Genomic DNA, 25,627 nt, shown 5'->3' with positions numbered 1-25,627 from the left:
TGAAGCGACGGGGAAAACGCCGGGCGAGCGGGCCGCCCGGCGGGAGAGAACCATCAGAAGTCGGCTTTCAGTACCGCGCGGTAGCGGGCTTTGCCTTCGCGAACGTGCTTCAGCGCTTCGTTAATCTGCGACATCGGGAACAGCTCGGTGGTTGGCGCCACTTTGCTGCGCCCGGCGAACTTCATTAGCGTGCGCAGTTCGGACGGGTTACCGGTCGCCGAGCCGGAGATGCTGCGGTCGCCGCCGATCAGAGTAAAGGCCGGCACCGGGAACGGCTTCATCACCGCGCCGACGGTATGGAAGTTGCCGCCGTAAGCCAGGGCTTCGAAGTACGGCTGCCAGTCGAGGTCCACCGCCACGGTGTTGATGATTAGGTCGAACTGACCGGCCAGCGCTTTTAAGGCTTCAGGATCGCGGCTGTTCACCACGCGATCGGCGCCCATCGCCAGCACTTCCTGCTCTTTCGCCGGGTTGGAGCTGAAGGCGGTCACTTCCGCGCCCATCGCCCGCAGCAGCTTAATGGCGATATGGCCGAGGCCGCCGATGCCGATCACCCCGACGCGGCTGGTGGCAGTGACGTGGTGGCTCAGCAGCGGTTTAAAGACGGTGATGCCGCCGCACAGCATCGGGCCGGCGGACGCCAGATCGATGCTCTCCGGCAGGGGGATCACCCACTGCCAGTCGGCGCGCAGCTTATTGGCGAAGCCGCCGCGGTTGAGAATGGTCGGCACCGAGCCTTCCAGACAGTTGATCTGGTTGCCGCTGATGCAGGCGTCGCAATGGCCGCAGCTGCGCGCCGTCCAGCCGATGCCGACCTTCTGGCCAATCTTCAGCCCTTTATCCTGCGCCGCGCTGCCCAGCGCCGCCACCCGACCAATCACCTCGTGGCCGGCCACCAGCGGGTAGCTCGACATCCCCCATTCGTTGTCGATCATCGACAGGTCCGAATGGCAGATCCCGCAGTATTCCACTTCAACTTCGACATCTTCCGGCTGCAGCTCGCCGGCATCGTATTCCCACAGCGACAGATCGGCGCCCGCTTCTTTGGCGGCGTAGCTTTTAATGATGCTCATGTTTATTTCCTTGGGGTTGGCTTGATAACCCAGAAAGTGTAGAGCATGGCATTCCACGGCGCTTGGCAATCGGAGGGGTCGCGAAGCGGGCGGACCAGCCGCCCGTTAAAGTCAGCGGCTGGCCAGCGGCCACTGATTAAGGCGGATGCCGCGCTGCGGGGCGCTCTCGGCAAAATCATCCAGCACCGCCCGCACGTCCGGGTCGAGATAGCCAACGCTGTCGTGCTCGACGATCACCACGCTCTTTTCCGGAATCTTCGCCAGCAGGGCCAGCAGATGCGGATTGTGCATAAAGGTCAGATTCTGCTGGATGCGCAGCACGTAGTGGTCATCGTAGCGCGCCAGCTGCAGCGAGTGGCGATGGCTGCGCCAGAGGCTGAACGCCATCTGGGTGGCAAGACCAATCCCAATCCCCGCCAGCATGCCGAAGGCGATAATCCCGCCGATGGTGGCGAGGAACGGGACGTACTGCGCCGCCCCCTGGCGGAACTGCTCGATGAACAGCCGCGGCGTCGCCAGCTTATAGCCGGTATACAGCAGCACGGCGGCGAGGCTGGCGAGCGGGATTAAGGTTAGCAGGCCGCTGAACCACAGACCGCAGATCAGCAGCAGGACGCCGTGGATAAAGATCGACAGTTTGCTTTGCGCGCCGTTGCTGACGTTCACCGAGCTGCGGACGATGACAGCGGTGATCGGCATTGCCCCCAGCACGCCGGAGAGCAGATTGCCCACGCCCTGGGCGACCATTTCGCGGTTCGGCGAAGGCGGCGGATTTTGCGGGCGCAGCTTTTTCAGCGCCTCCTGGCTGAGCAAGGTTTCGAGGCTGGCGACCAGCGCCAGGGTCAGCGCCACCACCCATACCGACGGATTGCGCCATGCGCTCCACGCCGGAGATTCCAGCTCGCCCAGTAGATCGCCGAGGCTGCCGAACGCCGGCAGGGTAATACGCGGCAGAGCGGCCAGCTGCTGCGGCGCAAAATGGGTCAGCAGCAGGGTGGTTACGCAGCCGAGCAGAACGGCGATCAGCGGCCCGGGGATCCAGCGCAGGCTCTTCACCCGGCGGATAAGCGGCGAACCCCACAGCCAGAGTACCAGCAGGCCGCCCGCGGCGACGGCAATCGCAGTGACAGAGAAAGCGGCATTGCCTTGCACCACTTCGGCAAGCCCGGTCTCTTCCGCTGTGCCAAGCGCGACGGGGATCTGCTGCATAATCAGCAAGATGCCGATCGCCGCCAGCATGCCTTTGATGACGCTGGCGGGAACCAGCGAGATAAAGCGCCCGGCCCGCAGGATGCCGAACAGCAGCTGCAGCACGCCGGCCAGCACCAGCGCCATCAGGAAGACGGAGAAGGAACCCAGGGATTCAATGGCGGCGACGACGATGGTGACCAGTCCGGCGGCGGGGCCGCTGACGGCGAAGCGGGAGGGGCTGAGGGCGGTGACGACCAGGCCGCCGATAATGCCGGTCAGCAGGCCGACGAAGGGCGGTAAGCCGCTGGCCTGGGCGATGCCGAGGCACAGCGGCAGGGCGACAAGGAAGACGACGATGCCGGCGAGAGAGTCCTGACGAAACGTATTCATGGGGCGTGCTCCTGCGGTGAGAGGTGTTCGACGAGGGTGGTTAAATGGCCGGAAGCCAGATCGTAGACGCAGCCGTGCAGGCTGAGGGGCCGCTGCCCGTCGATCCATTTTTCGAAATAGTACGGGTCATACTGATACTTCTGCCGCACCCAGCAGCGATTGCGGGCCAGCAAAGGTTTTAACGTCGTCACAAGTATTCTCCTGAGTTAATTCACCGAGTGAATATGTCCATCAAGACTCGTACAGCGACTAGTAAAAATAGTGTTTACCGGAACCCTTCACGCCTGAGGAAAATCCTGGAATAAACGGCAAAAAGAAAACTTTTCATTAATGTAAAGTTATAAAAATATTGATGAAATTAATATTTGACTGCGGGGCGGATGAATAACAAAAAGGCATTGGCTAAAACTTTCTGGAATATATAGGAATGGTGGTGGATGGGGTTGGGGGAAGTATTGGGGGAGGGGATATTGGGGATTGGTTTGGGGAGAAATGGATGGTGATAGGAATGCAGGTGAGAGTGAAATGAGAAAAATTTGAGATAATTTTGAGTGGGGTTTGGGGGCTTAACGGGGAAAGGGTATAGCTGGCAGGCGGAGTTGGGGTCGCGGGGTTGTGAGAGGAGGGGGTTGGTGGCAGTCGCGCCCCGAAACGATCGTAAAAGGTGACGCCGCGCAGGATAGCGCTGTTTTTTTCAACACTTAGCGCAATGGCGACACGCTGTCGCTTGCATGACCGCCGCCGACAGGTATAATCCAGAACGTTTCCGCATCCCCTTCAGTGCCGAAGTGGCGAAATCGGTAGACGCAGTTGATTCAAAATCAACCGTAGAAATACGTGCCGGTTCGAGTCCGGCCTTCGGCACCAAGTATTCTTCCAAGACCTTCTGAGTAAGTCTAATTATCCCTTAAAAATCAATGATTGCAGCGATTTTTACGTCTGAGTGGTCCGAGTCCGTCCGTTGAAATCCGGATGCCATTGGGGGCATTTTAACTTCGATTAGAAATGTGTCCCAAATGAAGCTCAACGGCAGACAGGTCGAGACCGCAAAACCAAAAGATAAAAACTACAAAATGGCCGATGGCGGTGGTTGTATCTCGAGGTTTCGGCCAAGGGGTCTAAATACTGGCGCATGAAATACAGACGCCCCTCCGACAAGAAAGAGGATCGCCTCGCGTTTGTTGTTTGACCTACTGTGACGCTTGCTCAGGCATGAGCAAAGCGTGATGAAGCTAAAAAGCTGTTAATGCAGGGCATTGACCCAAAAGCCGAACAGAAAGAAGCTCAGGCCGAGAATTCGGATGCATATACTTTCGAAACCATCGATCGCGCGTTCTTCGCTATCTTGAGCTTTATATCTTCCCTCATATCGGTTCGTCCGACATTTGCCAGCTCAAAATCAGCCGCCTGTTAGCCCCGATTAAAAAAGTTGATGCCAGTGGTAAACACGACGTTGCTCAGCGCCTGCAACAGCGCGTCACGGCCATTATGCGTTATGCCGTACAGAACGATTACATCGACTCAAATCCAGCAAGTGATATGGCCGGTGCGCTATCGACAACCAAAGCGCGACATTACCCCACTTTACCTTCAAGCCGGTTCCCTGAGTTTCTTGCTCGTCTTGCTGCATATCGCGGTCGAGCTTTCCTTACTAACTTTTGTGCGTTCCAGTGAGTTACGTTTCGCGCGTTGGGATGAGTTCGACTTCGATAAATCTCTCTGGCGAGTACCTGCAAAACGAGAAGAAATTAAAGGTGTGCGTTACTCGTACCGTGGCATTAAGATGAAAGAGGAGCATATCGTTCCGCTTAGTCGGCAGGCGATGATTCTGTTAGACCAGTTAAAGCAGATTAGTGGTAATAAAGAGCTGCTGTTTCCGGGGGATCATGACGCAACTAAGGTTATGAGTGAAAACATGGTAAACAGCGCATTGCGTGCGATGGGATATGACACGAAAACCGAGGTTTGCGGGCATGGATTCAGGACGATGGCGCGTGGTGCGCTCGGTGAGTCAGGGTGATGGAACGATGATGCGATAGAACGCCAGTTGAGTCACTCAAAGCATAACAATGTGCGTGCAGCTTATATCCATACGTCCGAATATTTGGATGGGCGGAGATTGATGGTGCAGTGGTGGGCTGATTATATTTATAGTAATTCTAATGGCTACATATCACCATTCGATTTTGCTGAGTCTACCCCCTCATTTAAAATATATGAATGAGGGGGGGGGGTTACCAATTCATATTCTCCTTTAATTCAACTCGTGCAATCTCAACTTGTTGGACTAAAGTTTTTAAACTATCAATTAATTCTTGATGGCTACCTTTACTGGTTTTGTAAACAAGCATGTTGACATTTAATGTTTTTTCGATAACAGGCATCATGTCTTTATGAATACTCTTGTCTGAGACAACCATATAGTGTGGTTTTACGGCATTATGTTTGAAAAATGCATCTTCAAGCAGCAATCTGATATCCGGATCATTTGCCCCACATCCTATAAATAAGAATGTGTGTGTTAATCCTAATGCATTGAGTATTTCATAAAAATCTCTGTGCTGCGATCTTGCACTGGCGTAATCGGTCCTAGAGAAAATTAATTTTGAGGTATTGTCAATTGTACCGTGAATCTTCAAAACGACCCTGCCGCTATCCTTCACTGCAGAAACTATATCTGTATCATAATAGTTCCGAACACTTACCGTGCCTTCAGTTTCTCTTATCGCAAAAGTTTCATAAATTTTATCAAAATTTGGAGTAACTACAATTCTACAATCCAACTTGAATAAAAGTTCGTGTATTTCTGCTTTAGTATACTGTGGGGTTAAAAATGCATTCTTAGCTATGTGGTCGAATTTACCTTTTGCTAATTTTGACTTGATTAGCTCACATGCCGTTAAGTAATCTTCATTTTTTATTAGTTTTTTTATTTGGGTTGAAGAAGCCGCGTTCAGTTCCGGCAAACAGTTTTCCAAAAACTCCTTCCAACTTGGAGGCCTGACTCCTCCGTTACCAGTGCTATTCATTGATACACCTGCACCAAGGAAAAGAATGCATTTTCTTCTGGCTAGATCAGATATTAAAGCTTCATCCCAATTTATCATGGTTTAACTGCCTCAATATTTTTTAGGATATTTAAGCAAATGCTGTCAAATAATTTCTTGGCGTCATTTACTTTGGAAAAATGTGACCCCACGACACCATCTTTATTCTTAAGGCAAAAAATAGGTGCATTGGCCAGTTGTGATAATGGAATTAGGCTATACATGTTCTCAATTTGACCCAGTTCAAAATCAATGTTTTTATTGTGAGAGTAGTTTGCCACTATTTCTGTCTTTATAATTTTAGGGACTTTTAATGCTATTTTTTCATAAGCATTAACTTTTACTTTCTCACCTCGTACTGTTTTTCCTCGGTATTGCTGCATTGCATAACCTAAAAATTGCAAATTACATTCCAAGCTTTCATTTCCAATTGTGAATTCTTCCCCTTCTTCGGCTATATGGTTTTTTAAGCCGGCTTTAATACCATTCATCCAATTTTTTAATGACAGGTTAATGTTGTTTAATGCCAACAAACTAAACATGTCAACAGACATTGGAATTATGAAAAAGTCGCATGATATAATTATTGCTCTATTCAAAGCACCTAAGGATGGACCAACATCATATAATACATAATCATAGTCATTATATAGTGAGGAAAGATGAGAGAAGACAAATGTTGTTTGCATGCCTCGAGGTTTCCCAGCTACTGCTGGATCCCAATCGGATGCTAAAAAATCTTCGCTCAGAGCTAATTTGGGGTCTCCTGGTATTAGATCAAACCCAAACCTACCTGTTTTGATAGGGACTATTCTTTCCGAAGCATATCCTTTTCCTCGACGCACGGGGTTTAAAAAGTGCTCGATAGTAATTCGTTTTTCATTGCTATATATTTGAGATATCTTCTGCTCACCTAAACAATACGAAGTAGTATTACATTGAGGATCAGCATCAACGACCAGTACCTTTTTGTTAAGTTCCAAACTTAGATAGGCAGCAACATTACACAGTAAGGTGGTTTTACCTACACCACCTTTGTTATTAAAAAAAACTATGCTTTCCATAACTTTTCCCGTTTTTAGATTAACACCCTCTGGGGGCCTAACTTGGAAGATTGGTTTCATACTAATTGTTTAATGTTATCAAAGATTACATTAAATCTATAATGTCTTAAGTAAATTGACTGTACTCCCTGCGCCACTTGTCGAGTTTGTCCTGCGCATCTTCCAGCGACAGGAACCAGTGAATGTTCAGGCATTCATCCCGCAGACTGCCGTTATCTGTCTGAAAACGTACTGGCAGGCGCTTGCCCGGCACCCGCAACCTTTCCATCACACCGACCACATCCTCACCTTTCAGCGACCTTCCGGCATGGATCGCCACACACTCCCGACTAAAATTATCCACTACAGTCAGCGCCCGGAAACGTCGTCCGTTAAACAGGTTATCCGACACGAAATCCATACTCCAGCACTGATCGACACCGGTCAGGACCGGACGTTGCTGACGATGTGCTGCACTGACATGCCTGCGGGGGCGCTTTCTGCGCAGGTTGAGGCCTTTTAGACAGTAAATCAGGTGTGTTTTCTTGTGGTTAACAGGCCAGCCTTCCCGCCGCAGCTGAAGCAGCTGAATATGAAAACGCGGGCAACCGTAGCGGATCCGGGTTTCCGCTATTTACCGGATACGCAGGGTTATCGCCCGATCACCCCGCCGGCTCTGCCAGTGGTAAACGGTTCTGCTCTGCATCAGCAGTCCGCATCCCCGTCGGACACTGATACGGTAAGCCTCCCGCAGAAAATGCACCGCCTGATGCTTCTGAGGCGGCCTCAGAACTTTTTTTGATAACTTCCTGCAGCATCTCCTTGTCCAGACTTAAATCAGCCACCAGACGTTTCAGACGCTGGTTCTCTTCCTCAAGCTGGCGCAGGCGGCGCAGTTCTGTCACGCCCATGCCGCCAAACTTTTTCTTCCAGTTGTAAAATGTGGCTTCAGAAATGCCCATCTTTCTGCAGACTTCCTCCACCCGAGTGCCGGTTTCGGCCTGTTTCAGCGCAAATGCTATCTGTTCTTCGGTATAGCGGGTCTTTTTCATGGCGATGTGCCTCTCTGTGAGATGGAAGAAAGACCGAAGACTTCGGTTTAGCCTGGCACTGTTTTCAGGGAGGAGATCAGTTTTCAGGGAGGAGATCAAAGGAGATCACTAGTATGTGAATGTTACTGTGCATGTTATTCTTTAGGTTAACTGTTTAGCATTGCCACCAGATAATGTGGCCGTATACTGGAATTATTAGGATTTTAATTATGACTACGCAACCGCTTGATTTTTTGAAAGAAAAGACTAGCTCTCTTCTGCAAAAATATCAAACCTGCAAAATCATGGCTAAAAATCATGCAAGTGGCATTAAGGTTGACAACGAACGATTGATTTATGCTCGCTCTTACTGTTCATGTATTGTGGCAGCATATTGGAATACTCTAAGCAAGAAGCATAAAAGTTCAATCCGACTTAGATCAGTTCCTGCCTCAGTAGAGTTCATTTTACTTTCAGATGAAACTAAAGAGTTAGCATCAGCAACAGGTGTACTGATTTCTCGATTTCCTTCAGAAGATGCAGGCTATCTGATTGGATCAATTTACACAGTGATGCTGCCGGTTACATATAGATCAGATATGGGTGCTTATTATACACCTCCACCGTTGGTCTCAAGGTTACTTGATCTCTCAGAACAAGCCGGAGTTGATTTCTCAAAAGCCAGCGTAATTGATCCTGCGTGTGGAGGTGGAGCGTTTCTCGCTCCAGTGGCTCTAAGGATGCTCAGTAAAGAAAAAGGAAATTCTCCTGAATGGATATTTAGGCGCTTGGTTAAAAGATTGAAAGGAATCGAAATTGATCCTTTCGCGGCTTGGATGAGTGCGGTATTACTTGAGTCTGTGTTAATTAAACTTTGTATTGAAACGAAGCGTAGATTACCAGCAGATATAATAATCGTTGGAGATGCATTGACGCAGGAAAATATAGGAGAATTTGACCTGGTAATTGGCAACCCTCCTTATGGAAGAGTGACTCTTTCTCCTGAAATGCGAAGCAAATTTTCTCGTTCGTTGTTTGGACATGCGAATCTCTATGGTTTGTTTACTGATTTAGCAGCAAGATTCGTTCGGCCTGACACTGGCGTTGTGGCTTTTCTCACGCCAACGTCATTTTTAGGGGGGCAGTATTTTACTGCGCTAAGAAAACTACTAACCGAAACAATGTCACCTCTGGCATTCGACTTTGTAACTGATAGAGACGGAGTATTTGATGATGTCCTGCAGGAAACAATGCTAACAGTATTCAAAGCAGGGCAACATAAACAACAAACTAATGTGTCGCTACTCATTCCTAAAGGGTTGAACAAAGCTCGAGTAGAGAAGGTAGGTAATGTTTATATTGAAAAAGGTGGAAAAACATGGTTATTACCACGCGGTAAACAAGATATCAATTTCCTTAACAGATTAAGACATATGCCCACTCGATTGGCTGACCTTGGTTATTCAGTTTCTACTGGACAGTTGGTCTGGAATAGATTTAAAGATCAGCTACGAAAAAGTAAAAATGCTATTTCTTACCCCTTGATATGGGCTGAATCAATCACTCCTGTTGGCTTTAGTTTTAATGCTGCTCGTAAAAACCATGTCCCATACGTTGAAGTCCGACAGAAACAGGAATATCTTTTAACCTCGAAAGAATGTGTCTTAGTACAAAGGACAACTTCGAAAGAGCAAGATAAGCGAATTTTAGCTGCTCTCTTACCTCAGAATTTCATTGATATATCAGGTGGTGTTGTGGTTGAAAACCACATAAATATTGTATATCCGAATGGTATCTTAAATCAGATCAGTCCAGAAGTAATTTCTGCATTACTTAATTCTCGGGTCGTTGACAGAGCCTTTAGATGCATTAGCGGTAGTGTTGCGGTTTCTGCCTTTGAGCTTAACTCAATACCGTTGCCAGCTCTGGAGCAGCTTAGTGAACTGCAAATGCTACTGAATTCCACTTCAGAAAAAGAACTTATCGAAGAAAAGATCGCTAGTTTCTATGGAGTAGTTTGAAATGAGTCTACCTACAGTTCCTGACTTGACAATTATTCATGAAAGATTGCCTAAAATTTTCCCAGAAGGTACCGAAAATCGTAATTATCTCATTAGAGAGATGGCTGGTAAGACAATTTTTGTTATGTTTTATGCTGGGGCAATTGAGGGGCAAGAAAGATGGATCAGGCCTAATCAAGTAGTGAATATGGGAGATTCACAAGCAGTACTTACTGGAGAAGAAGAAAGGCTTCAATGGGTAGCTAATTCTCTTAAGAGAAAAAGAATCCAGCCTTCGGATGCGTGGTATGCCGAAAATACTCGAGAACCGATTAGGGATGAGACTATCAAAAATGGTCTTATCCCATGTCGTGCAGTTTTATTACGAGAAGGTATCGCGACAACTTCGTCTGCTCCTCGATATTGTTTAAATAAGGTATTTGCAGATCTTTTTGATGCTGATTTATCAGCAAATGATTTAGAGATAGCGATAGATAATTGGCAAAAAAATTATTTAAACAAAGCCGCTTTGTCTAGAATTAGATTGCTTAAGTCTGGAGCTAAGATTGCTACCGATGCAGTCGCAGTTACTTTTCCTAATGGCGAAATTAGAATGCTTGCTCCAGGGCCGTCAAGTGTTATAGCAAAGGCTGTTATTGAAAAATTTGCTGTGGACTTTTTAAAAACACCTGCAGTACTTTGGTTATCAGAGTCGGGTAATAAAGTTGTAGCTAGGGATGAGGCTTTAGCAACTGATTTAGGCTTAGCTATAGATCCCTCCAAAGCACTACCCGATATCATTCTTATAGATTTGGGGGAGGATGAATCTGGTGATGATATGCTCTTTGTATTTGTTGAAGTTGTTGCCACTGATGGACCAATTAATAGAGAGCGAAAAATTACATTAACCAAAATAGCTCTCGAGGCTGGATTCAGTGAAAAGAACTTGGCCTTCCTCACGGCTTTTTCAGATAGAGGGTCACCTCAATTTAGAAAAGCAATTTCGGAGATTGCTTGGGGGTCTTCTGCTTGGTTTGCGTCAGAACCTGAACATTTGATTGTACTGCGTGACAACAATCCAATGAAGTTATCCACTAAAAAATTATAGTGTGATTAATAAATAACCCCGCTCTGCGGGGTTATGCATAGCTTTTTTCGCAAAGTAGACAATGTTAAAATAACTTAACTCGATATTTTAAAAACAAATCCTGATGTTAGTAATTTATTTATTCTTAATGTGATTGCATTATTCCGATAAGATTTTTAGATTAGTGTCCGACGCGAAGCTGGAATCATAATTTCTGCCCAATATCAAAGCCTCAAAAATATAAAAAGATGTGAGGCTAAAAAGTTATGTTTATAGAAGGTGTTGGTAAAATGCTCGTTCATTTATAAGCTGAATGTCAATTTTCTCTGAAATAATAACAAAAAACTGCCACTACATGCTACCTAATGCTTTAACCCCAACGCCTAATAAAATTAATATTATCTGAAAATTATAGCCTAACTCTGGAACCTTTCTAAACCAGCCACTACCATATCTCAAATCACTAAGGAACGATGGTATATCATGGCATTACAGGGGAAGTTGATATTAAATGGTGCCGATTATGCGCCTTTCAATTTGTACGGCGTCGGTGTTTTTATGGCCATTCAGGGCGGGGTGTATATCGCAATAAAGCTGCATGCAGCGCAGTAGTGAAAGATGGTCCGCTGCCCTTGGGAAAATACTGGATTGTTGACCGCAATGAAGGAAACTGGTTTTCCCAAAAGGGACGAGAAATTAAGGATACGGTCAATAAGATTATAGGTTATCGTGAATTTGGTAAAAGCGATTGGTTTGCATTATGGCGTGACGACCACGGAATCGACGATGAGACGTGGGTCGAAGGTGTGAAACGTGGTAACTTCCGTTTGCATCCGGGTACGGTTTCCGAGGGTTGTATTACTATCGGCCATAATTCTGATTTTGCCATGATCCGGAATGCGCTTATGAATACATCACTGGTTCACGTTCCCTGCATGCGTTCCCTTATGGCTCGTGGTTGGGTGGAGGTTATTGCCAGTGGCTCTAACATCTCTTGCTCGTAAAATAAGTAAGATTATTTATTTTATATTGCTGTTTTTGGTTCTGGGACGTGCACTTCCAAGGCCGGAAATCTACCTCGATTATGATATCGCAAGGGATGTTTGCCACTTCTTATTCGGGAGTGTGAATGCCGATACGATGTATGACACTTTCTTTTATATATCGCTGATAATAGTGATATTCCTTTCAACTGTACTTTACATTATGACATTGAAGTTAATTTCAACGATAAGGAGCAAATGAGATGCCAATTCCTCCGTATATGTGGCTTAAAGACGATGGTGGCGCAGACATTAAAGGGTCTGTTGATGTTCAGGATCGAGAGGGAAGTATCGAAATCATCGGATTGAGTCATGGTGTTAACCTGCCTGTGGACAGTGCTAATGGGAAAATTACGGGCACGCGTCAGCATTCGTCAATGATGATTGAAAAAGAAGTGGATAGTTCGACCCCATACCTTTACAAGGCCGCCGCAACGGGGCAGACGCTACAAAGTGCAGAAATCAAGTTTTACCATATCAACCACGCAGGGCAGGAAGTGGCCTATTATTCTGTACTTATGGAGCAGGTCAGAATAACCGGGGTTAACTGTGGTGTACCTAATTGCAAACTTTCCTCGAATGACAAAATTAACCATGTTGAAAGCGTTAGCCTGCAATATGAGAAAATCACCTGGAGAATCCACGACGGGAATATTCAGTTCAGTGATGCATGGAACGAGCGTCCTTCAGCCTAATTCTGTGGGGCGTTTGATCCCCCTTTATGTTTCCCCGGCGTGTTTGATGCCTGTTTAGAAGGTTGACGACAGGCTGAGGGATGCAAAGCTAAGCAAACACAAATCCCGCTCATTGCCACACACCCTCCCCCCTTCATCCCCTGAACACCTCCCGCCGGTGCCACGCCACAAATCCCTCCTGCGGATAGCATTCTTTCCCCTGCGGCAAGGTAATCGGCTTACCATCAAAATCCCAGAACAGCCTGCCAACGATGCCCCCGCCGTTCACCGCCGGCGAAACCTGGATGCGCATATCCTCATCCAGACCAATGGAGCCTTTATCAAAAGCCTTATGGTGAATCGCGCAGAGCGCCAGACCGTTAGGGATTTCGCAGGGGCCGCCGTGCTGCTTCCATTTGATATGAGCCGCTTCCAGGGCGACGGAAGTATTATCATGGCGCATATTGAAGCCGCAGATCGCGCACTCATAGTTATAGGCGCGCAGCACCTGCTGGCGAAAATGCGGGTCGCGTTCTTTGCGGATCTGCTGCAGATCAAACCCCATCTCTTCAGCCAGTTCTTCCTGAATACTCTCCGGAAAGTGCGCCTCGAGGATCTGATGGGCGAGGGTATTTATCAGCCTCTTATTTCTGTTGAGTAGCGCAAAATGTGGCTCATCGAAGCCGCCGGCGACGTGGCAGAGCTCCAGCTCTTTGCCGGGCGGCTGTCTGCTGCCCTGGGTTGAACACTGGTCGCTGTTGTGCAACTCCCAGAAGCCGTCGCCTTTCAGGCGCCAGAAGGGCATGTCCGGCCGGTACTGGCGACGCTGCGGGCCAAAGCGTTCCAGCAGGCTATGCAGCTCATCGCGTATCTCCGAGGCGTAGTCGAACATCCGCGCATGGCCGCGCTGGTACTGCGAGAGGACGTACAGCAGCAACAGTGGCTTATGCGGCGCACGCTGTTCGCCTTTGCGCCAGATGGTGATGTTCTCGATCGCGTGTTGCAGGGTCGTGCTGGAGGGCATAGCGTTACAGTGGCAGCTAAATAAATGCGATGATGCTCGCAAAATCCTTGCCGATCAACCCACCAGATGCGCGATTCCAGGTGGATCGCTTTTTAAATATCACAACGGATCTTGCTGTGGGAGTGGAGACCGTGTTCGCCTTCTGCGGCGCAAGCCTGAAAAAAATCGGAAGCGCATAACCGTTGCGTTCCCGCATTCCACAAACCCCACGCTACCTTACCGGTAGCGTGGGCCTGTTCTCCCTTACTTATCCCGCGCCTCGCCAGCCTCCCAGCTATAGCTGCCATCGGCCGCTAACCTATCGCCCAGCTCCTGATACTCGAACTGATAAAACTCAGCCTGGGTGCCGTACCCGGCGTAGTCTACCGCCGCCAGGCCGACGAACGCCCCGGTAAAGAACCCGCCGTAGCTCTGCAACACATAGTCATCGGACAGTACCGCGGCATCCAGCTGGACCGGGATCTCGGTGAACGTCACGCCATCGAAGCTGTATTCATAGCTGTAGGTCTGCTTGCGGACTTTGGTCCGGAACCAGACGTATTCCACGCCGTCCGGCACCTTGATGGCGTTATCCTTCAGGTACGATGTGTATTTCCCGCGGTTATTTTCGCCGACTTCGATGACCTTGCCGTTAATTTCATTCCAGGTCAGGAAGACAAAGCTCCAGTGGCGGTCGTTATAGTAATTCGTTAATCCGGCCATCTGCTGGTAGCTGAAGGGCTCGAATTTCACCTTCACCGCGGCGTCAAAATAGAAGGCCTGCCAGCGGCGGGCAATCAGCGACAGGTCATGCGTATTGGCTAACGAACCCTGGCCGATTAAGGTTAATTTGCCGTTACCGGTGGTGCCCATCTTGGCCGTAAACGGCACCCGCAGGGTATTCCAGTTCGGGTCGAGCGCTGGCGACGTAAAGTCATCCTGCTGGCTATTATCGCTGGCGCTTTCGGTGAAGAGGGCGTCTTTCGGCCCTTCGACGAAGGTTTTCCCGCCGTGACCGCCTTCAATACGCGGCCAGCCCTCGTCGTCCCAGTACACTTTCTGGATCGCGGTTTCCCGGCCGAGGGTTGACCAGCCGCGTGGATCGTAGATGGATTCCCCCGGGCGATTCCACGGCCGGGCGCAGAGCGAGGCGTAATACCATTCGCCTTCCGGGGTGGAGACCAGTGCGCCATGACCCTGTTTCTGGATGTAGCTGTCCGGGGTGTCGACGTTGGTTAAGAACACGTCGCCCGGCTCGGTTTCGAAGCTGTCGGCCTCGAGGGTTTTCGACCGCGCCACCACCTCCTGGTGGGTAAACACGGTGCCGCCCTGGGCGGCAAACAGATAGTAGTAGCCGTTCAGTTTATAGAGGTGCGGCCCCTCGACCAGCGCCACGGCGGTGCCGCGGTAGATGGTGCGCGCGGTTTCCGGCATTAACTTCAGCGTGTTGGTATCCAGCTCCGTTAAGGTAATGCCATCGAAGGGGTGATGGTACTCCCGGTGATCCCAGGTTTGCTGGACGATATATTTCCGGCCATCGTCGTCATGGAACAGCGAGGCGTCAAACCCGACGCCGTTCAGCTTGATCGGGTCGCTCCACGGGCCCCGAATATCCTTCGCGGTGGTCAGGTAGTTAGTCATGTCTTTAAAGGCGCCTTCGGTGACCTTCACATCGGTATACACCAACCAGAATTGCCCATCGGCCCAGGAGAGCGCCGGCGCCCAAATGCCGCCGGAGGAGGGGTTGCCCTTCATGTCCAGCAGGGTGGTGGTGGAGAGCGGCGAAGGCAGCAGGTTCCAGTTTTTCAGGTCTTTCGACTCATGTAAACGCACGCCCGGGAACCACTCAAACGTCGAGTTGGCAATATAGTACGTATCCTCGACGCGAATAATACTGGGGTCGGCATTGAAGCCGCGTAATATCGGGTTTTGAATAAGTGACATTTCATTACACCTTTTAAAATGGAAAGTTAAGGATCGGTCTGATTTATAATTTTTTTAACTACACGCGGATCTCATCCAGCTGACGGTTGATGTCGGTAATATGTTTATCGGAGATGGGATAAACCTGAATAATCACCATCGAAATAGCCGCCAGCGCGATCGGGATCCACACGGCGGTCATAATGATCCCATCGATGGCGCTGGCGCTCTGCACGGCGCCGCTTTCATTAAATCCATACACCGCCAGCAGCCACAGCGGGATCGCGCCGCCGATAGTGAAGCCGATCTTGAAGAAGAGTCCCATAATGGCATTGATAATGGCGGCATTGCGTTTGCCCGATTTTAATTCGCCGTACGCGATAACTTCCGGTACCAGCGCCCACATAAAGCCGGTGGCGGAGGTTAAGCCCCATTGTTTAATAAAGGTGGCGATGTAGGCCAGCCACAGGGCGTCGTGCATCCCTTCGCGGGACCAGACGTAGGTCAGCAGTTCGCCGACGATGAACATGGCGAGGAACAGATGGAAGAAGCCTTTTTTGCCAAAGATTTTTTTCAGTTTCGGCCAGAACACCGGGAAGGCGATGCCGGGAATAGACGCGACGAGACCCACGGCGCCCATCCATTCGGAATGGCCGACGACGAACTGGTTGAAGAAGCCGTTAACGGTGTTCATGAAGAACATGAAGGTAAAGGCCAGCATGAAGAACATGCCGAGGATCACCAGCGGGCGGTTATGTCTGAGTTCGTGGAAAAGGTCAGTAGTTTTGACGTTGGCGGTCTGCTCGGCGGTCGCGACAACGCGTTCTTTGGTGAATTTATAACAGATAAACAGGGCCACCGCGCCGATGATCATATAGATGGCGTACACACCAAACCAGGCGTAGTTCGCTGACGGATCGGTATAGTTGCCCAGATTCAGCTTAAGGCCGAAAAAGCCGGTGTCCTTCAGGCTGCGATCTTTCGGCGCCGCCATCTGCACAAACATCGGGAACAGGGTATAGACCAGCAGGTTGGCGCTGTTGGCCAGCATCATGCGGGTACTGGTCAGTTTATCGATCGATTCCGGGTCGCGGGTCAGCGAGGCATTCAGCGAGCCATAGGGAATATTGACTAAGGAATAAACCAGGTCCAGCGCCAGATAAATAATAAAGGCGAAGGCCACCGAACCTTTCACTCCAGGGATGGGCGCGAACAGTAATGCCGACAGGATCACCAGCGGCACGCCGGCTCTTAACAGCCATGGACGATATTTCCCTGCTTTCGAGGTTCGTTTATCCACATAGGTTCCGACCATCGGATCCCAAAACACATTAATGATACGGACAAAAAGAAAAATAAAGCCTGCCGTTGCCGTGCTGATGGTATTTACCGTCAGCATATGCAAAGCCAGAAAACCCCCAATTGTGCCGAAAACCAGGTTTTGCGCAAAGTCGCCCATGCCATAACCAATTCGTTCTCCGCGGGTTAATTTATGATATTCATCATGCCGACTGTGCATTATGTTTTTACTCATTCTAAGCAGACTCCGGTTTGTTTTGTGTAGGTGAAACACTTTCTGACACAGTTGACCTGGAAGAATCTATTACGTTTTTAAATTACGTAATTATGTTTTTTTACTTCTGTGATCCTCGAAGCAAAGGCCTGTATCGCCTGCGTTGAACCGTTATCCGCCACTAATTTTTTGGCAGGCAGACATTGCGACAAAACCGGCATTTTAATTTGGTATGGATACCTGAATTCCCCAGGGAGTGTACTCTATACGCGCGCGAAGCGAGATATTTAAAATAGTTTTATTTGCGAGATGGCTCACATTTGAGCATTTTCTCAATCGCCGAGTGAAATAACGTAATTGAGCAACCGACGATGAGAATACACGATGTGTCACAGTTGTTAATTTTCCTGTTTCTCAATTTCGGAGTTCATCATGCAAACCTATTTCGACCAGGTTGATCGCGTTCGCTTTGCCGGACCCAAAACCGATAATCCGCTGGCGTTTCGCCACTATAATCCGGATGAAATCGTGCTGGGAAAACGCATGGCCGATCATCTGCGTTTTGCCGCCTGTTATTGGCATAACTTCTGCTGGAATGGCGCGGATATGTTTGGCGCCGGCTCGTTTGAGCGTCCCTGGCAGGCCGCGGGCGATGCGCTGGAAATGGCTAAACGCAAAGCGGACGTAGCGTTTGAATTTTTCTATAAACTCAACGTGCCGTATTACTGCTTCCACGATGTCGATGTCTCGCCAGAAGGCGCGTCGCTGAAAGAGTATTTGCATAATTTCGCCATCATGACCGAGGTGCTGGCGGAGAAACAGCAGCAAACCGGCGTGAAACTGCTGTGGGGCACCGCCAACTGCTTTACCCACCCGCGCTACGGCGCCGGGGCGGCGACCAACCCCGATCCGGAGGTATTTGCCTGGGCGGCCACGCAGGTAGTGACCGCCATGAACGCCACCCACCAGCTCGGCGGCGAAAACTATGTTCTGTGGGGCGGCCGCGAAGGTTACGAGTCCCTGCTGAATACCGACTTGCGCCAGGAGCGTGAGCAGATTGGGCGCTTCCTGCAGATGGTGGTAGAGCACAAGCATAAGATTGGCTTTGGCGGCGCGCTGCTTATCGAGCCGAAACCGCAGGAACCCACTAAGCATCAGTACGATTACGATGTCGCGACGGTGTATGGTTTCCTGAAGCAGTTTGGTCTGGAAAATGAGATCAAGGTGAACATTGAAGCCAACCACGCCACCCTGGCGGGGCACTCTTTCCACCATGAAATCACCAGCGCCATCGCGCTGGGCATTTTCGGCTCCGTTGATGCCAACCGCGGCGATGCGCAGCTTGGCTGGGATACCGATCAGTTCCCGAACAGCGTGGAAGAAAATACCCTGGTGATGTATGAGATCCTCAAAGCCGGGGGATTCACCACCGGCGGCCTGAACTTTGACGCCAAAGTTCGCCGGCAGAGCACCGACAAATACGACATGTTCTATGGCCATATTGGCGCCATGGACGTGATGGCGCTGTCCCTTAAACTGGCGGCGCGCATGATTGAGGATGGCAAGCTCGAACAGGGGCTGGCAAAACGCTATGCCGGCTGGCAGGGCGAGCTGGGGCGGAAAATTATGAGCGGGCAGATGTCGCTGGATAATATTGCCCGGTACGCTGAGCAGCATAATCTGAATCCGCAGCCTCACAGCGGGCGTCAGGAATTACTCGAAAATCTCGTCAATACTTATATCTTTGGTTAAATTTTGCTGACATGCCCCTACGGGGGCATGTATTACGCCGTCTGTCCGCTGCCGGAAAATAGCGTTTATTTGTTCATGCTGTTTTTTTTGTCAGTGCCTAAAGACCATCTGTTTAATATCAGTGAAGGAGGAAAAGTAGCGATAATTGTGTAATGCCTCTGTGACCGTACAAAATAAAAAATAACTTGTTCTGATGATAGCGACATATTCTGTCAGCTCAGAATAGGCTGGTTATTGTCTGAATAAAATTAACCTATATTGAGAAACTCATGACAATGATAAAAAAGCTTCCATTAACTATGGCGGTTATCGCCGCGTTTTTTCCGCTTACCTCTGTAATGGCCCAAGAATTTACGCAGGAACAGATCGACGCCATCGTCGCCAAAGCCGTTGATAAAGCGCTGGCCGACCGCCAGGCGAAAATCGACGCCGCGGCCGACAAAAAGGTCGACGTGATCACCAACCCGCAGACCACCGCCGCCTCGCCGGATATGGCCATTCCGTTCGGCCTCAAGTTCAGCGGCTACGCCCGCTATGGCGCCCACTTCCAGACCGGCGACCAGAAATATGTCGGCGTCGACGGCTCTTACAACGGCGCCTCGGCGATCGGCCGTCTGGGCAACGAAAGCAACGGCGGCGAATTCCAGATCAGCAAGGCCTTCAAAAGCGCGCAGGGGGCTATCTGGGATCTCAACGTGATGTTCGACCACTGGAGCGATGAAGTTAACCTGAAGAAAGCCTACGTCGGCGTCACCAACGTGCTGGAATCCAACCCCAACGCCTATATCTGGGCCGGCCGCGACTTCCACCAGCGTCCGCAACAGGGGATCAACGACTACTTCTGGATGAACCACGACGGCCAGGGCGCCGGAGTGAAGAACTTTGATATCGGCGGCGTGCAGTTCGACGTGGCGGCGGTGTCGCAGGTGAAATCCTGTAGCCCGGAAGTGATGGCCGACGAGACCAACCCGTCGCGCATCACCTGTACCGGCAGCTCCGATACCGGCGACAACGGCCACTACGCGCTGACCACCAAAACCCACAACATCAAGGCCGGGCCGATCGACGTCGAGGTGTACGCCAACTACGGCTTTGACTCGAAGGCGGTGGACAGCGACGCGCGTCTCGAAGCCTGGCAGGGCGGCCTGGTGCTGAGCCACACCAACGACAGCGGGGTGAACAAGGTGATCCTGCGCTACTCCGACAACTCGGATAACAGCGTCTACAACAAAACCGACGACCTGACCACGGTCTACGCCAGCTTCGAGGGCAGCCATAAGTTCACCCAGCAGGCGCAGATTGAGTATCTGCTGGCCTTCCACGACTACGACAACGGCAAGGACAACACCGACAACCGTAAAAACTACGGCGCCATCGTCCGGCCGATGTACTTCTGGAACGACGTGCACTCCACCTGGCTGGAAGCGGGCTACCAGCGCGTGGATTACGACCAGGGCGGGGATAACCACGGCTGGAAGCTGACGCTGTCGCAGAACATCGCCATCGGCATGGGGCCGGAGTTCCGCCCGATGCTGCGCTTCTACGTGACCGGCGGCCAGGTGGACAACGAGCACACCGCGAAGGTCAACAACACCAAAGACCAGCAGCTGGATTCGCTGAACGTCGGCGGGATGTTTGAGGCGTGGTTCTGATGCGATAGCGTTGTTGAAAGAGCGTTCCCGGCTGGCGCTACGCTTAGCCGGGCTACAACTGGTGCGCTCCATTTATGCCGGATGGCGGCATATATGCCTTATCCGGTCTACGTTCCTTCCTGCGGGCTCACACCCCGTAGGCCCGCGCAAGCGCAGCGCCGCCGGGCGGTCAGGCGCCGTACCCGCGGTAGTGCCGGATGGCGGCATACATACCTTATCCGGCCTACATTCCTTCCCGCAGGCTCACACACGTAGGCCCGGCAAGCGCAGCGCCGCCGGGCAGGGCACTTCAAGCTCCGTACCTGTGGTTGTGCCGGATGGCGGCATAAATGCCTTATCCGGCCTACGTTCCTTCCTGCGGGCTCCCCCGTAGGCCCGCACAAGCGCAGCGCCGCCGGGCGGTCAGGCGCCGTACCCGCGGTAGTGCCGGATGGCGGCATACATACCTTATCCGGCCTACATTCCTTCCCGCAGGCTCACACACGTAGGCCCGGCAAGCGCAGCGCCGCCGGGCAGGGCACTTCAAGCTCCGTACCTGTGGTTGTGCCGGATGGCGGCATATATGCCTTATCCGGTCTACGTTCCTTCCTGCGGGCTCACACCCCGTAGGCCCGCGCAAGCGCAGCGCCGCCGGGCGGTCAGGCACCGTACCTGCGGTAGTGCCGGATGGCGGCTGACGCCTTATCCGGCCTACAGAAAACCTCCTTCCCCCAGGACCAGCAAGCGCAGCGCCGCCGGGCAGCTGGCCCTGGTCCCCCTCAGTTCACCGTCAGGCGCAGGGCCAGATCCTGCGGGTAGGGGTCAAAATAGTTCTGCGCCTGCAGGTAGCGATCCGGATACTCGGCCAGATAGTGCTTAAGCAGCGTCAGCGGGGCGAGGATCGGCAGCAGCCCGGCGCGATAGTTGAGGATCACCTCCCGCAGCTCGCCGCGCTGGCGGCTGTTCAGCTGGTCGCGGAAATAACCCTGTATATGCATCAGCACGTTGGTGTGGTTTTTCCGCGAGGCGGGCCGCTTGAGGATCGCCATCAGCTTCTCACGGTAGACCTCGAAGAACGCCTCCAGATCCTCCCATTCATGCAGTGAGGCGACGAACGGGCCGATCTCCCGGTAGCCCGCCTGATGGTGAGCCAGCAGCTGCAGCTTGTAGCGGCTGTGAAAGGCCAGCAGGCCGTGACGGGTCAGGCCGCGGGCGCGCAGGGCGTTGAGTTCATGCAGGGCGAAAACGCGCTCGACAAAATTCTCCCGCAGCAGCGGATCGTGCAGCCGGCCATCCTCTTCCACCGGCAGCCACGGGTAGCGCGCCATCAGGGCGCCGGTAAACAGCCCCACGCCTTCCTTACGCCCGCGATTGCCTTTTTCGTCATACAACCGCACGCGCTCCATCCCGCAGCTCGGCGATTTGGCGCAGACGATAAAGCCCGACAGCTCGCCCAGGGTTGCCAGGTGGGCGCTGGCGAAATCAGCCATCTTCTCCGTCACATCCTCGTGTGGGGCGTGGCTGAAGCGCATGCGGATCTCCCCGACCGGGGTTTGCACCAGGCGGAGCGCCGGGCGGGGAACGGGCAGGCCGATCGCCATCTCCGGGCAGACGGGTTTAAACGCCACCCACTGCGCGAGCTCATCCATCACAAAGCCCATACGCTTATGCCCGCCGTCGAATCGCACGGCTGAGCCGGTTAAACATCCGCTGATCCCAATGACAGGTTGCGTGTTCATGGCGCTGTCCTCTCTTCTGCTGTGGTTCGGGTAAAGAAAAGGGTCACGGTGGCGACCGTAATGCCGAATTTCTTCATCTCGGTTTTGTTAAACAAATGGCTGCCGTCCTGCAGGAACATCCAGTCGTCAAAGTGCAGCAGCCACCGGCTGCCGCTGGCCTCGACGTTCATGCTGTAGCGCCAGTGAAAGGCATTGCCTGCCGCCTGGCCGCTGGCCACGCCTTCGATATCCCCGGCGGTGCCCTGATAACGGTTATCGCCGGTGCGGCGAATGCGCCACACCCGCTGCTGCTTCTCGCCATCGTCATAGACAAAGCGCTCATGGAGCGTCAGGGTGTCGCCGACGACATCGCCATCGATCTCAACATGGAAGCGGCGCAGCTGCTTGCCGCTACGATCCTGTACCATCCCCCACGCCTCGGTTCGCCCCTGAAAATAGTGAAAGATGTCGAGGGCGGGCTGCTGCTGCCGGTACTCCGCGACCTCGGTGCTGCAGCCGGCGAGGATCAGCATCAGCAGCGCCAGGCCAAGGGTCAGAATGCGTTTCATGGTGTACCTCCGATCAACTGCTGACGCAGTTCGGGATAAGTGGTGCGCGGATCGAGCCAGATGGCGAGAAAGCGGGTGCTGAACGCCGCCGACTGACGCGTGCCGAGCGGGGTAAAGGCGGTCTGCGCAGCGCTGGCGCGGTACCAGAACTGCCCCTCGCCGCCGCTGACCACGAACGCCAGCTGGCTGCCCGGCGCGACGTCCGGCCAGATCTCCTGCAGCATGCGCAGCCAGGCTTCGCTGCGCGGCTCCTGCTGCAAAATACCCTGCGCCTGCCACTGGTCGCGGGTGGCGTCCACCAGCGCCTCGCGATCGATGTCGCGCCGGTAGGTGATGATCAGCGCCCGATCCTGCTGCGGGCCGTCATACCGGCCATTGGGCGTGCGCAGCTGCGAGTGATAGACGGTGAACGGCCCCCAGGTGAGGGTCGCCTCGCCGACGCGGCGCCACGTCAGCCAGTCGGCGGCGTGGGCCGCCGGGGCGAGGACGGTCAGCCACAGCAGTAACAGGGCGAATCTCATTTTTGCCTCCCCATCCCCAGATGGAACAACAGCATGAGCACCAGCCAGCCGCAGGCCATGGCGCCCACGGCAAGCGCCATCGGCACCAGCAGGGTCATGGCTCCGAGGCGAGCGCCAATCAGGTAGGCCACCGGGCCGCCGACGGTTGCCGTTGCGGCCAGCACCCAGCCGGGAAGCGTCGTGGTGCGGGTCAGTCGGGTCCAGACGACGGCGAACATCAGCCACAGGGCCACCATCCACAGGGGCAGCAGGCTGTCGCCGCGAAAATCGATCAGCCCCGCCAGCGCCCAGCACGCGTCCAGGCCGCAGCCCGCCGCGGCCAACAGCAGGGCGGGCGGACGACTGGCCGCCGGCAACCGCAGCCAGGCGAAAATGGCCAGCGTCAGCCAGATCAGCAGACCGCGCTCGCGCAACATCACCACCAGCGTCCAGTAAACATCGAACGCGAGGGCCATCAGCAGGTGCTGCGCCGGGCGTGTCATACCCGCTCCGCGGTGAGCTGCACCACGCTGATGGTGCGGGCGTTAAATCCGGCTTCGCAATAGCCGAAGTAGTAGAGCCACATCCGGCGGAAGCGCTCATCAAAACCGAGCTTTTCAATATCCTGCCAGGCGTGGGTAAAACGCTGCCGCCAGTGCGCCAGGGTGCGGGCATAGTCCGGGCCCATGTCGAACAGGTTGCGCACCACAAAATCGGTATGGCGGGTCATCAGCTCGCTCATCGCGGTGATGCTGGGCAAAAAGCCGCCGGGGAAGATGTAGCGCTGGATAAAATCGACGCTTTTGCTGTAGTCGCGATAGCGCTGATCCTGGATAGTGATCGCCTGCAGGGCCATTCTACCGCCCGGGCGCAGGCGCGCCTGGCAGGTGCGGAAGAAGGCCGGCAGGTAGCGCTGGCCCACCGCCTCAATCATCTCCACCGACACCAGTTTGTCGTACTCGCCGCGCAGATCGCGGTAGTCGCAGAGCAGCACCTCGACGCGATCCTGCAGCCCGGCGCGGGCCATGCGCTCGGTAGCCCAGCGGTGCTGCTCCCGGGAAAGGGTGGTGGTCGTGACCCGGCAGCCGTAATGGCGGGCGGCGTACTCGGCCAGCGCCCCCCAGCCGGTGCCAATCTCCAGCAGATGATCGCCGGGAGTGAGCGCCAGCTGGTCGCACAGGCGCGCCATCTTGGCCCGCTGGGCCTGGGTCAGATCCTGCTGGTCGTCGGTAAACAGCGCGCTGGAGTAGAGCAGGTCGTCATCCAGAAAGTGGGCATAAAATTCGTTGCCGAGGTCGTAATGGGCGGCGATGTTCTCCCGCGCCTGAGCGCGGGTGTTGCGGCGGGTCCAGTGGCGCAGGCGGGCGACGGGCTTGCCCAGCAGACGAAAGCCGCGCTCCAGACGCCCCAGCACCTCGCCGTTGCGCGCGAGGATCTGCAGCAGCGCCGTCAGCTGGTGGCTCTCCCAGTCGCCGTCCATCCAGGCCTCGGCCGCCGCGAGACTGCCGCCGGTCAGCAGACGCCAGTACACCTCCGGTGTGCAGACCCGCGCCTCGGCGCGCAGTGCGGCGGCGGGGTCGCCAAAATGAAAAGTCTGCGCCCCTTCGCGCACGGTGAGCGAGCCTTCGCGGAGGCCGCTCAGCAGACGAAAAAGCAGCCAGCGCGCGAGCCGCACGTTGCGCGGCACATCGGGTTCAAGCGCAAAGACGGGATCGGTCATGAGCGTTCACTCCTGCTGACAGGATGGTTGTACAGCGGCACGCGCTTCAGCCACAGCCGCAGCGCCTGCCAGTAGATGGCGAGGACGGTTTTCAGGGTCATCAGCGGCAGACGCAGCAGCAGCCCGCGCAGGTTGGCGCGGGTCAATGGCACGCGGCTCAGGGCCAGGGTGGCGTCGAACACCTTGCTGGCCTGATGGTTTTCAATGTGCATGTGCAGCGTTTTGCCGGGCGCGTTGAAGCGCCAGTGATAGACCATGTCCATCGGGTTAAACGGTGAAACGTGAAAGGCTTTCTCCAGCGGGCGCGCCTGCTGGCCGTCCACCGCGTAGTAATGACGTTCATTCCACGGCGTGTTGCGCACTTCGGCCAGCACCCAGCGCAGGATGTCGGCTTCGTCATAGCAGTAGTAAAAGTTGACCGGATTAAAATGGAAGCCGAAGTAGCGCAGCTGGGTCAGGAGCATCACGCGTCCCGCCGGGCGGCTGCCGGTCAGGCTCTCCAGCCGGTTCAGCACCTGGGCCTTCAGCGGCGCGCCCAGCGGATAATCGGCGTCGTACCAGGCGGCGGCGGCCAGGCGGTTGCGGCGGATGCCCGCCTCAGGCAGCCTGTCCAGTTCGTCGAGGTCGAGCCAGGTCATAAACAGGCGGTAGACGAAGTGGTGCGCCTTCGGCTGCAGGCGACGGTGGCGCAGGACGCCCTGATAGAGGCAGCTGTTCAT

General features: G+C 53.2%; 19 protein-coding genes, 1 tRNA gene and 4 pseudogenes. 9 read left to right on the top strand and 15 right to left on the bottom strand.

What is annotated here, in order from left to right; all coding sequences use genetic code 11:
• Nucleotides 1-53: 53 nt before the first annotated feature.
• From ahr to LGL98_RS22235, 3 genes and pseudogenes are all read right to left on the bottom strand, one after another.
• Nucleotides 54-1,073, bottom strand: a complete 1,020-nt coding sequence (ahr, locus tag LGL98_RS22245; RefSeq protein ID WP_136033109.1) for an NADPH-dependent aldehyde reductase Ahr — start codon at nt 1,071-1,073, stop codon at nt 54-56.
• A 111-nt stretch (nt 1,074-1,184) separates the two neighbouring features.
• Nucleotides 1,185-2,654 carry a SulP family inorganic anion transporter gene (locus tag LGL98_RS22240; protein ID WP_136033111.1) on the bottom strand — a complete coding sequence of 490 codons (1,470 nt, stop codon included), beginning with the start codon at nt 2,652-2,654 and terminating at the stop codon, nt 1,185-1,187.
• Nucleotides 2,651-2,746 (bottom strand): annotated as a pseudogene (locus tag LGL98_RS22235) (carbonic anhydrase); the annotation flags it as partial. The pseudogene LGL98_RS22235 and the gene LGL98_RS22240, both read right to left, overlap by 4 nt.
• A gap of 690 nt (nt 2,747-3,436) precedes the next feature.
• On the opposite strand from LGL98_RS22235, the gene LGL98_RS22230 reads away from it, so the two are divergent.
• Nucleotides 3,437-3,521 (top strand) — tRNA-Leu (locus tag LGL98_RS22230).
• Between the two features lie 149 nt (nt 3,522-3,670).
• Nucleotides 3,671-4,878, top strand: a pseudogene (locus tag LGL98_RS22225) (tyrosine-type recombinase/integrase).
• Nucleotides 4,879-4,888: 10 nt separating this feature from the next.
• On the opposite strand, the gene LGL98_RS22220 reads toward LGL98_RS22225, so the two are convergent.
• From LGL98_RS22220 to LGL98_RS22210, 3 genes and pseudogenes are all read right to left on the bottom strand, one after another.
• Entirely contained in the window at nt 4,889-5,761 is an 873-nt protein-coding gene (locus LGL98_RS22220; RefSeq protein WP_136033190.1) for an SIR2 family protein, read from the bottom strand.
• Nucleotides 5,758-6,765, bottom strand: a complete 1,008-nt coding sequence (locus LGL98_RS22215) for a ParA family protein (protein ID WP_168435357.1) — start codon at nt 6,763-6,765, stop codon at nt 5,758-5,760. The genes LGL98_RS22220 and LGL98_RS22215 overlap by 4 nt, the downstream gene beginning before the upstream one ends.
• 112 nt (nt 6,766-6,877) lie before the next feature.
• Nucleotides 6,878-7,796 (bottom strand): annotated as a pseudogene (locus LGL98_RS22210) (IS3 family transposase); the annotation flags it as partial.
• Nucleotides 7,797-8,005: 209 nt separating this feature from the next.
• On the opposite strand from LGL98_RS22210, the gene LGL98_RS22205 reads away from it, so the two are divergent.
• The 5 genes and pseudogenes from LGL98_RS22205 to LGL98_RS22185 all read left to right on the top strand — a co-directional run bounded on the left by LGL98_RS22205 (nt 8,006) and on the right by LGL98_RS22185 (nt 12,600).
• Nucleotides 8,006-9,796 carry an HsdM family class I SAM-dependent methyltransferase gene (locus LGL98_RS22205; protein ID WP_136033186.1) on the top strand — a complete coding sequence of 597 codons (1,791 nt, stop codon included), beginning with the start codon at nt 8,006-8,008 and terminating at the stop codon, nt 9,794-9,796.
• Between the two features lies 1 nt (nt 9,797).
• Nucleotides 9,798-10,883: a BsuBI/PstI family type II restriction endonuclease gene (locus tag LGL98_RS22200; protein ID WP_136033184.1), complete on the top strand. Its 1,086-nt coding sequence runs from the start codon at nt 9,798-9,800 to the stop codon at nt 10,881-10,883.
• Between the two features lie 462 nt (nt 10,884-11,345).
• Nucleotides 11,346-11,866 (top strand): annotated as a pseudogene (locus tag LGL98_RS22195) (DUF2778 domain-containing protein).
• Entirely contained in the window at nt 11,841-12,107 is a 267-nt protein-coding gene (locus LGL98_RS22190) for a hypothetical protein (RefSeq protein WP_071839125.1), read from the top strand. The pseudogene LGL98_RS22195 and the gene LGL98_RS22190 overlap by 26 nt, the downstream one beginning before the upstream one ends.
• A gap of 1 nt (nt 12,108) precedes the next feature.
• Nucleotides 12,109-12,600, top strand: coding sequence for an Hcp family type VI secretion system effector (locus LGL98_RS22185; protein ID WP_117126672.1), 492 nt, complete (start codon nt 12,109-12,111; stop codon nt 12,598-12,600).
• A 133-nt stretch (nt 12,601-12,733) separates the two neighbouring features.
• Here the strand turns inward: LGL98_RS22185 and LGL98_RS22180 are convergent, their stop codons facing one another.
• The 3 genes from LGL98_RS22180 to LGL98_RS22170 all read right to left on the bottom strand — a co-directional run bounded on the left by LGL98_RS22180 (nt 12,734) and on the right by LGL98_RS22170 (nt 17,024).
• Nucleotides 12,734-13,603 (bottom strand): phosphorothioated DNA-binding restriction endonuclease, encoded by an 870-nt coding sequence (locus tag LGL98_RS22180; protein ID WP_004186812.1) that lies wholly within the window; start codon nt 13,601-13,603, stop codon nt 12,734-12,736.
• Between the two features lie 243 nt (nt 13,604-13,846).
• Nucleotides 13,847-15,526: a glycoside hydrolase family 43 protein gene (locus LGL98_RS22175; protein WP_136033182.1), complete on the bottom strand. Its 1,680-nt coding sequence runs from the start codon at nt 15,524-15,526 to the stop codon at nt 13,847-13,849.
• 58 nt (nt 15,527-15,584) lie between these two features.
• A complete protein-coding gene (locus tag LGL98_RS22170) occupies nt 15,585-17,024 on the bottom strand; it encodes an MFS transporter (RefSeq protein ID WP_168435358.1) in 1,440 nt (479 codons plus the stop codon).
• 426 nt (nt 17,025-17,450) lie between these two features.
• Between LGL98_RS22170 and xylA the strand changes: the two genes are divergently transcribed.
• Together xylA and LGL98_RS22160 are read left to right on the top strand one after the other, a co-directional pair.
• Entirely contained in the window at nt 17,451-18,770 is a 1,320-nt protein-coding gene (gene xylA / locus LGL98_RS22165; RefSeq protein ID WP_136033178.1) for a xylose isomerase, read from the top strand.
• Between the two features lie 269 nt (nt 18,771-19,039).
• Nucleotides 19,040-20,422 (top strand): carbohydrate porin, encoded by a 1,383-nt coding sequence (locus tag LGL98_RS22160; RefSeq protein WP_048266254.1) that lies wholly within the window; start codon nt 19,040-19,042, stop codon nt 20,420-20,422.
• A gap of 758 nt (nt 20,423-21,180) precedes the next feature.
• Here LGL98_RS22160 and LGL98_RS22155 read toward each other — a convergent pair.
• From LGL98_RS22155 to LGL98_RS22130, 6 genes are read right to left on the bottom strand one after another with little or no spacing between them, the layout of a single operon-like run.
• Nucleotides 21,181-22,140: a YbgA family protein gene (locus tag LGL98_RS22155; protein WP_004214857.1), complete on the bottom strand. Its 960-nt coding sequence runs from the start codon at nt 22,138-22,140 to the stop codon at nt 21,181-21,183.
• The gene (locus LGL98_RS22150) at nt 22,137-22,688 is read right to left on the bottom strand and encodes a DUF3833 domain-containing protein (protein WP_136033174.1); all 552 of its coding nucleotides are present in this window, start codon (nt 22,686-22,688) and stop codon (nt 22,137-22,139) included. Before LGL98_RS22150 ends, LGL98_RS22155 begins: the two co-directional genes overlap by 4 nt.
• On the bottom strand, nt 22,685-23,209 hold the full coding sequence (locus LGL98_RS22145; RefSeq protein ID WP_136033172.1) for a hypothetical protein: 525 nt from the start codon (nt 23,207-23,209) through the stop codon (nt 22,685-22,687). Before LGL98_RS22145 ends, LGL98_RS22150 begins: the two co-directional genes overlap by 4 nt.
• Nucleotides 23,206-23,691, bottom strand: coding sequence for a DUF2878 domain-containing protein (locus LGL98_RS22140; RefSeq protein WP_136033170.1), 486 nt, complete (start codon nt 23,689-23,691; stop codon nt 23,206-23,208). The genes LGL98_RS22145 and LGL98_RS22140 overlap by 4 nt, the downstream gene beginning before the upstream one ends.
• Nucleotides 23,688-24,908: an SAM-dependent methyltransferase gene (locus LGL98_RS22135; protein WP_004192234.1), complete on the bottom strand. Its 1,221-nt coding sequence runs from the start codon at nt 24,906-24,908 to the stop codon at nt 23,688-23,690. Before LGL98_RS22135 ends, LGL98_RS22140 begins: the two co-directional genes overlap by 4 nt.
• The gene (locus tag LGL98_RS22130) at nt 24,905-25,627 is read right to left on the bottom strand and encodes a DUF1365 domain-containing protein (RefSeq protein WP_136033168.1); all 723 of its coding nucleotides are present in this window, start codon (nt 25,625-25,627) and stop codon (nt 24,905-24,907) included. Before LGL98_RS22130 ends, LGL98_RS22135 begins: the two co-directional genes overlap by 4 nt.

Source organism: Klebsiella africana, from assembly GCF_020526085.1.
GTDB lineage: Bacteria > Pseudomonadota > Gammaproteobacteria > Enterobacterales > Enterobacteriaceae > Klebsiella > Klebsiella africana.
Note: the sequence above shows the minus strand (reverse complement) of the source record. Positions and strands in the feature narration are given on the sequence as shown.

What these genes read in the sequence shown, in the direction of transcription:
- ahr (WP_136033109.1), bottom strand. Translation starts at nt 1,073, where the DNA reads ATGAGCATCATTAAAAGCTACGCCGCCAAAGAAGCGGGCGCCGATCTG.
- LGL98_RS22240 (WP_136033111.1), bottom strand. Translation starts at nt 2,654, where the DNA reads ATGAATACGTTTCGTCAGGACTCTCTCGCCGGCATCGTCGTCTTCCTT.
- LGL98_RS22220 (WP_136033190.1), bottom strand. Translation starts at nt 5,761, where the DNA reads ATGATAAATTGGGATGAAGCTTTAATATCTGATCTAGCCAGAAGAAAA.
- LGL98_RS22215 (WP_168435357.1), bottom strand. Translation starts at nt 6,765, where the DNA reads ATGGAAAGCATAGTTTTTTTTAATAACAAAGGTGGTGTAGGTAAAACC.
- LGL98_RS22205 (WP_136033186.1), top strand. Translation starts at nt 8,006, where the DNA reads ATGACTACGCAACCGCTTGATTTTTTGAAAGAAAAGACTAGCTCTCTT.
- LGL98_RS22200 (WP_136033184.1), top strand. Translation starts at nt 9,798, where the DNA reads ATGAGTCTACCTACAGTTCCTGACTTGACAATTATTCATGAAAGATTG.
- LGL98_RS22185 (WP_117126672.1), top strand. Translation starts at nt 12,109, where the DNA reads ATGCCAATTCCTCCGTATATGTGGCTTAAAGACGATGGTGGCGCAGAC.
- LGL98_RS22180 (WP_004186812.1), bottom strand. Translation starts at nt 13,603, where the DNA reads ATGCCCTCCAGCACGACCCTGCAACACGCGATCGAGAACATCACCATC.
- LGL98_RS22175 (WP_136033182.1), bottom strand. Translation starts at nt 15,526, where the DNA reads ATGTCACTTATTCAAAACCCGATATTACGCGGCTTCAATGCCGACCCC.
- LGL98_RS22170 (WP_168435358.1), bottom strand. Translation starts at nt 17,024, where the DNA reads ATGCACAGTCGGCATGATGAATATCATAAATTAACCCGCGGAGAACGA.
- xylA (WP_136033178.1), top strand. Translation starts at nt 17,451, where the DNA reads ATGCAAACCTATTTCGACCAGGTTGATCGCGTTCGCTTTGCCGGACCC.
- LGL98_RS22160 (WP_048266254.1), top strand. Translation starts at nt 19,040, where the DNA reads ATGACAATGATAAAAAAGCTTCCATTAACTATGGCGGTTATCGCCGCG.
- LGL98_RS22155 (WP_004214857.1), bottom strand. Translation starts at nt 22,140, where the DNA reads ATGAACACGCAACCTGTCATTGGGATCAGCGGATGTTTAACCGGCTCA.
- LGL98_RS22150 (WP_136033174.1), bottom strand. Translation starts at nt 22,688, where the DNA reads ATGAAACGCATTCTGACCCTTGGCCTGGCGCTGCTGATGCTGATCCTC.
- LGL98_RS22145 (WP_136033172.1), bottom strand. Translation starts at nt 23,209, where the DNA reads ATGAGATTCGCCCTGTTACTGCTGTGGCTGACCGTCCTCGCCCCGGCG.
- LGL98_RS22140 (WP_136033170.1), bottom strand. Translation starts at nt 23,691, where the DNA reads ATGACACGCCCGGCGCAGCACCTGCTGATGGCCCTCGCGTTCGATGTT.
- LGL98_RS22135 (WP_004192234.1), bottom strand. Translation starts at nt 24,908, where the DNA reads ATGACCGATCCCGTCTTTGCGCTTGAACCCGATGTGCCGCGCAACGTG.
- LGL98_RS22130 (WP_136033168.1), bottom strand. Translation starts at nt 25,627, where the DNA reads ATGAACAGCTGCCTCTATCAGGGCGTCCTGCGCCACCGTCGCCTGCAG.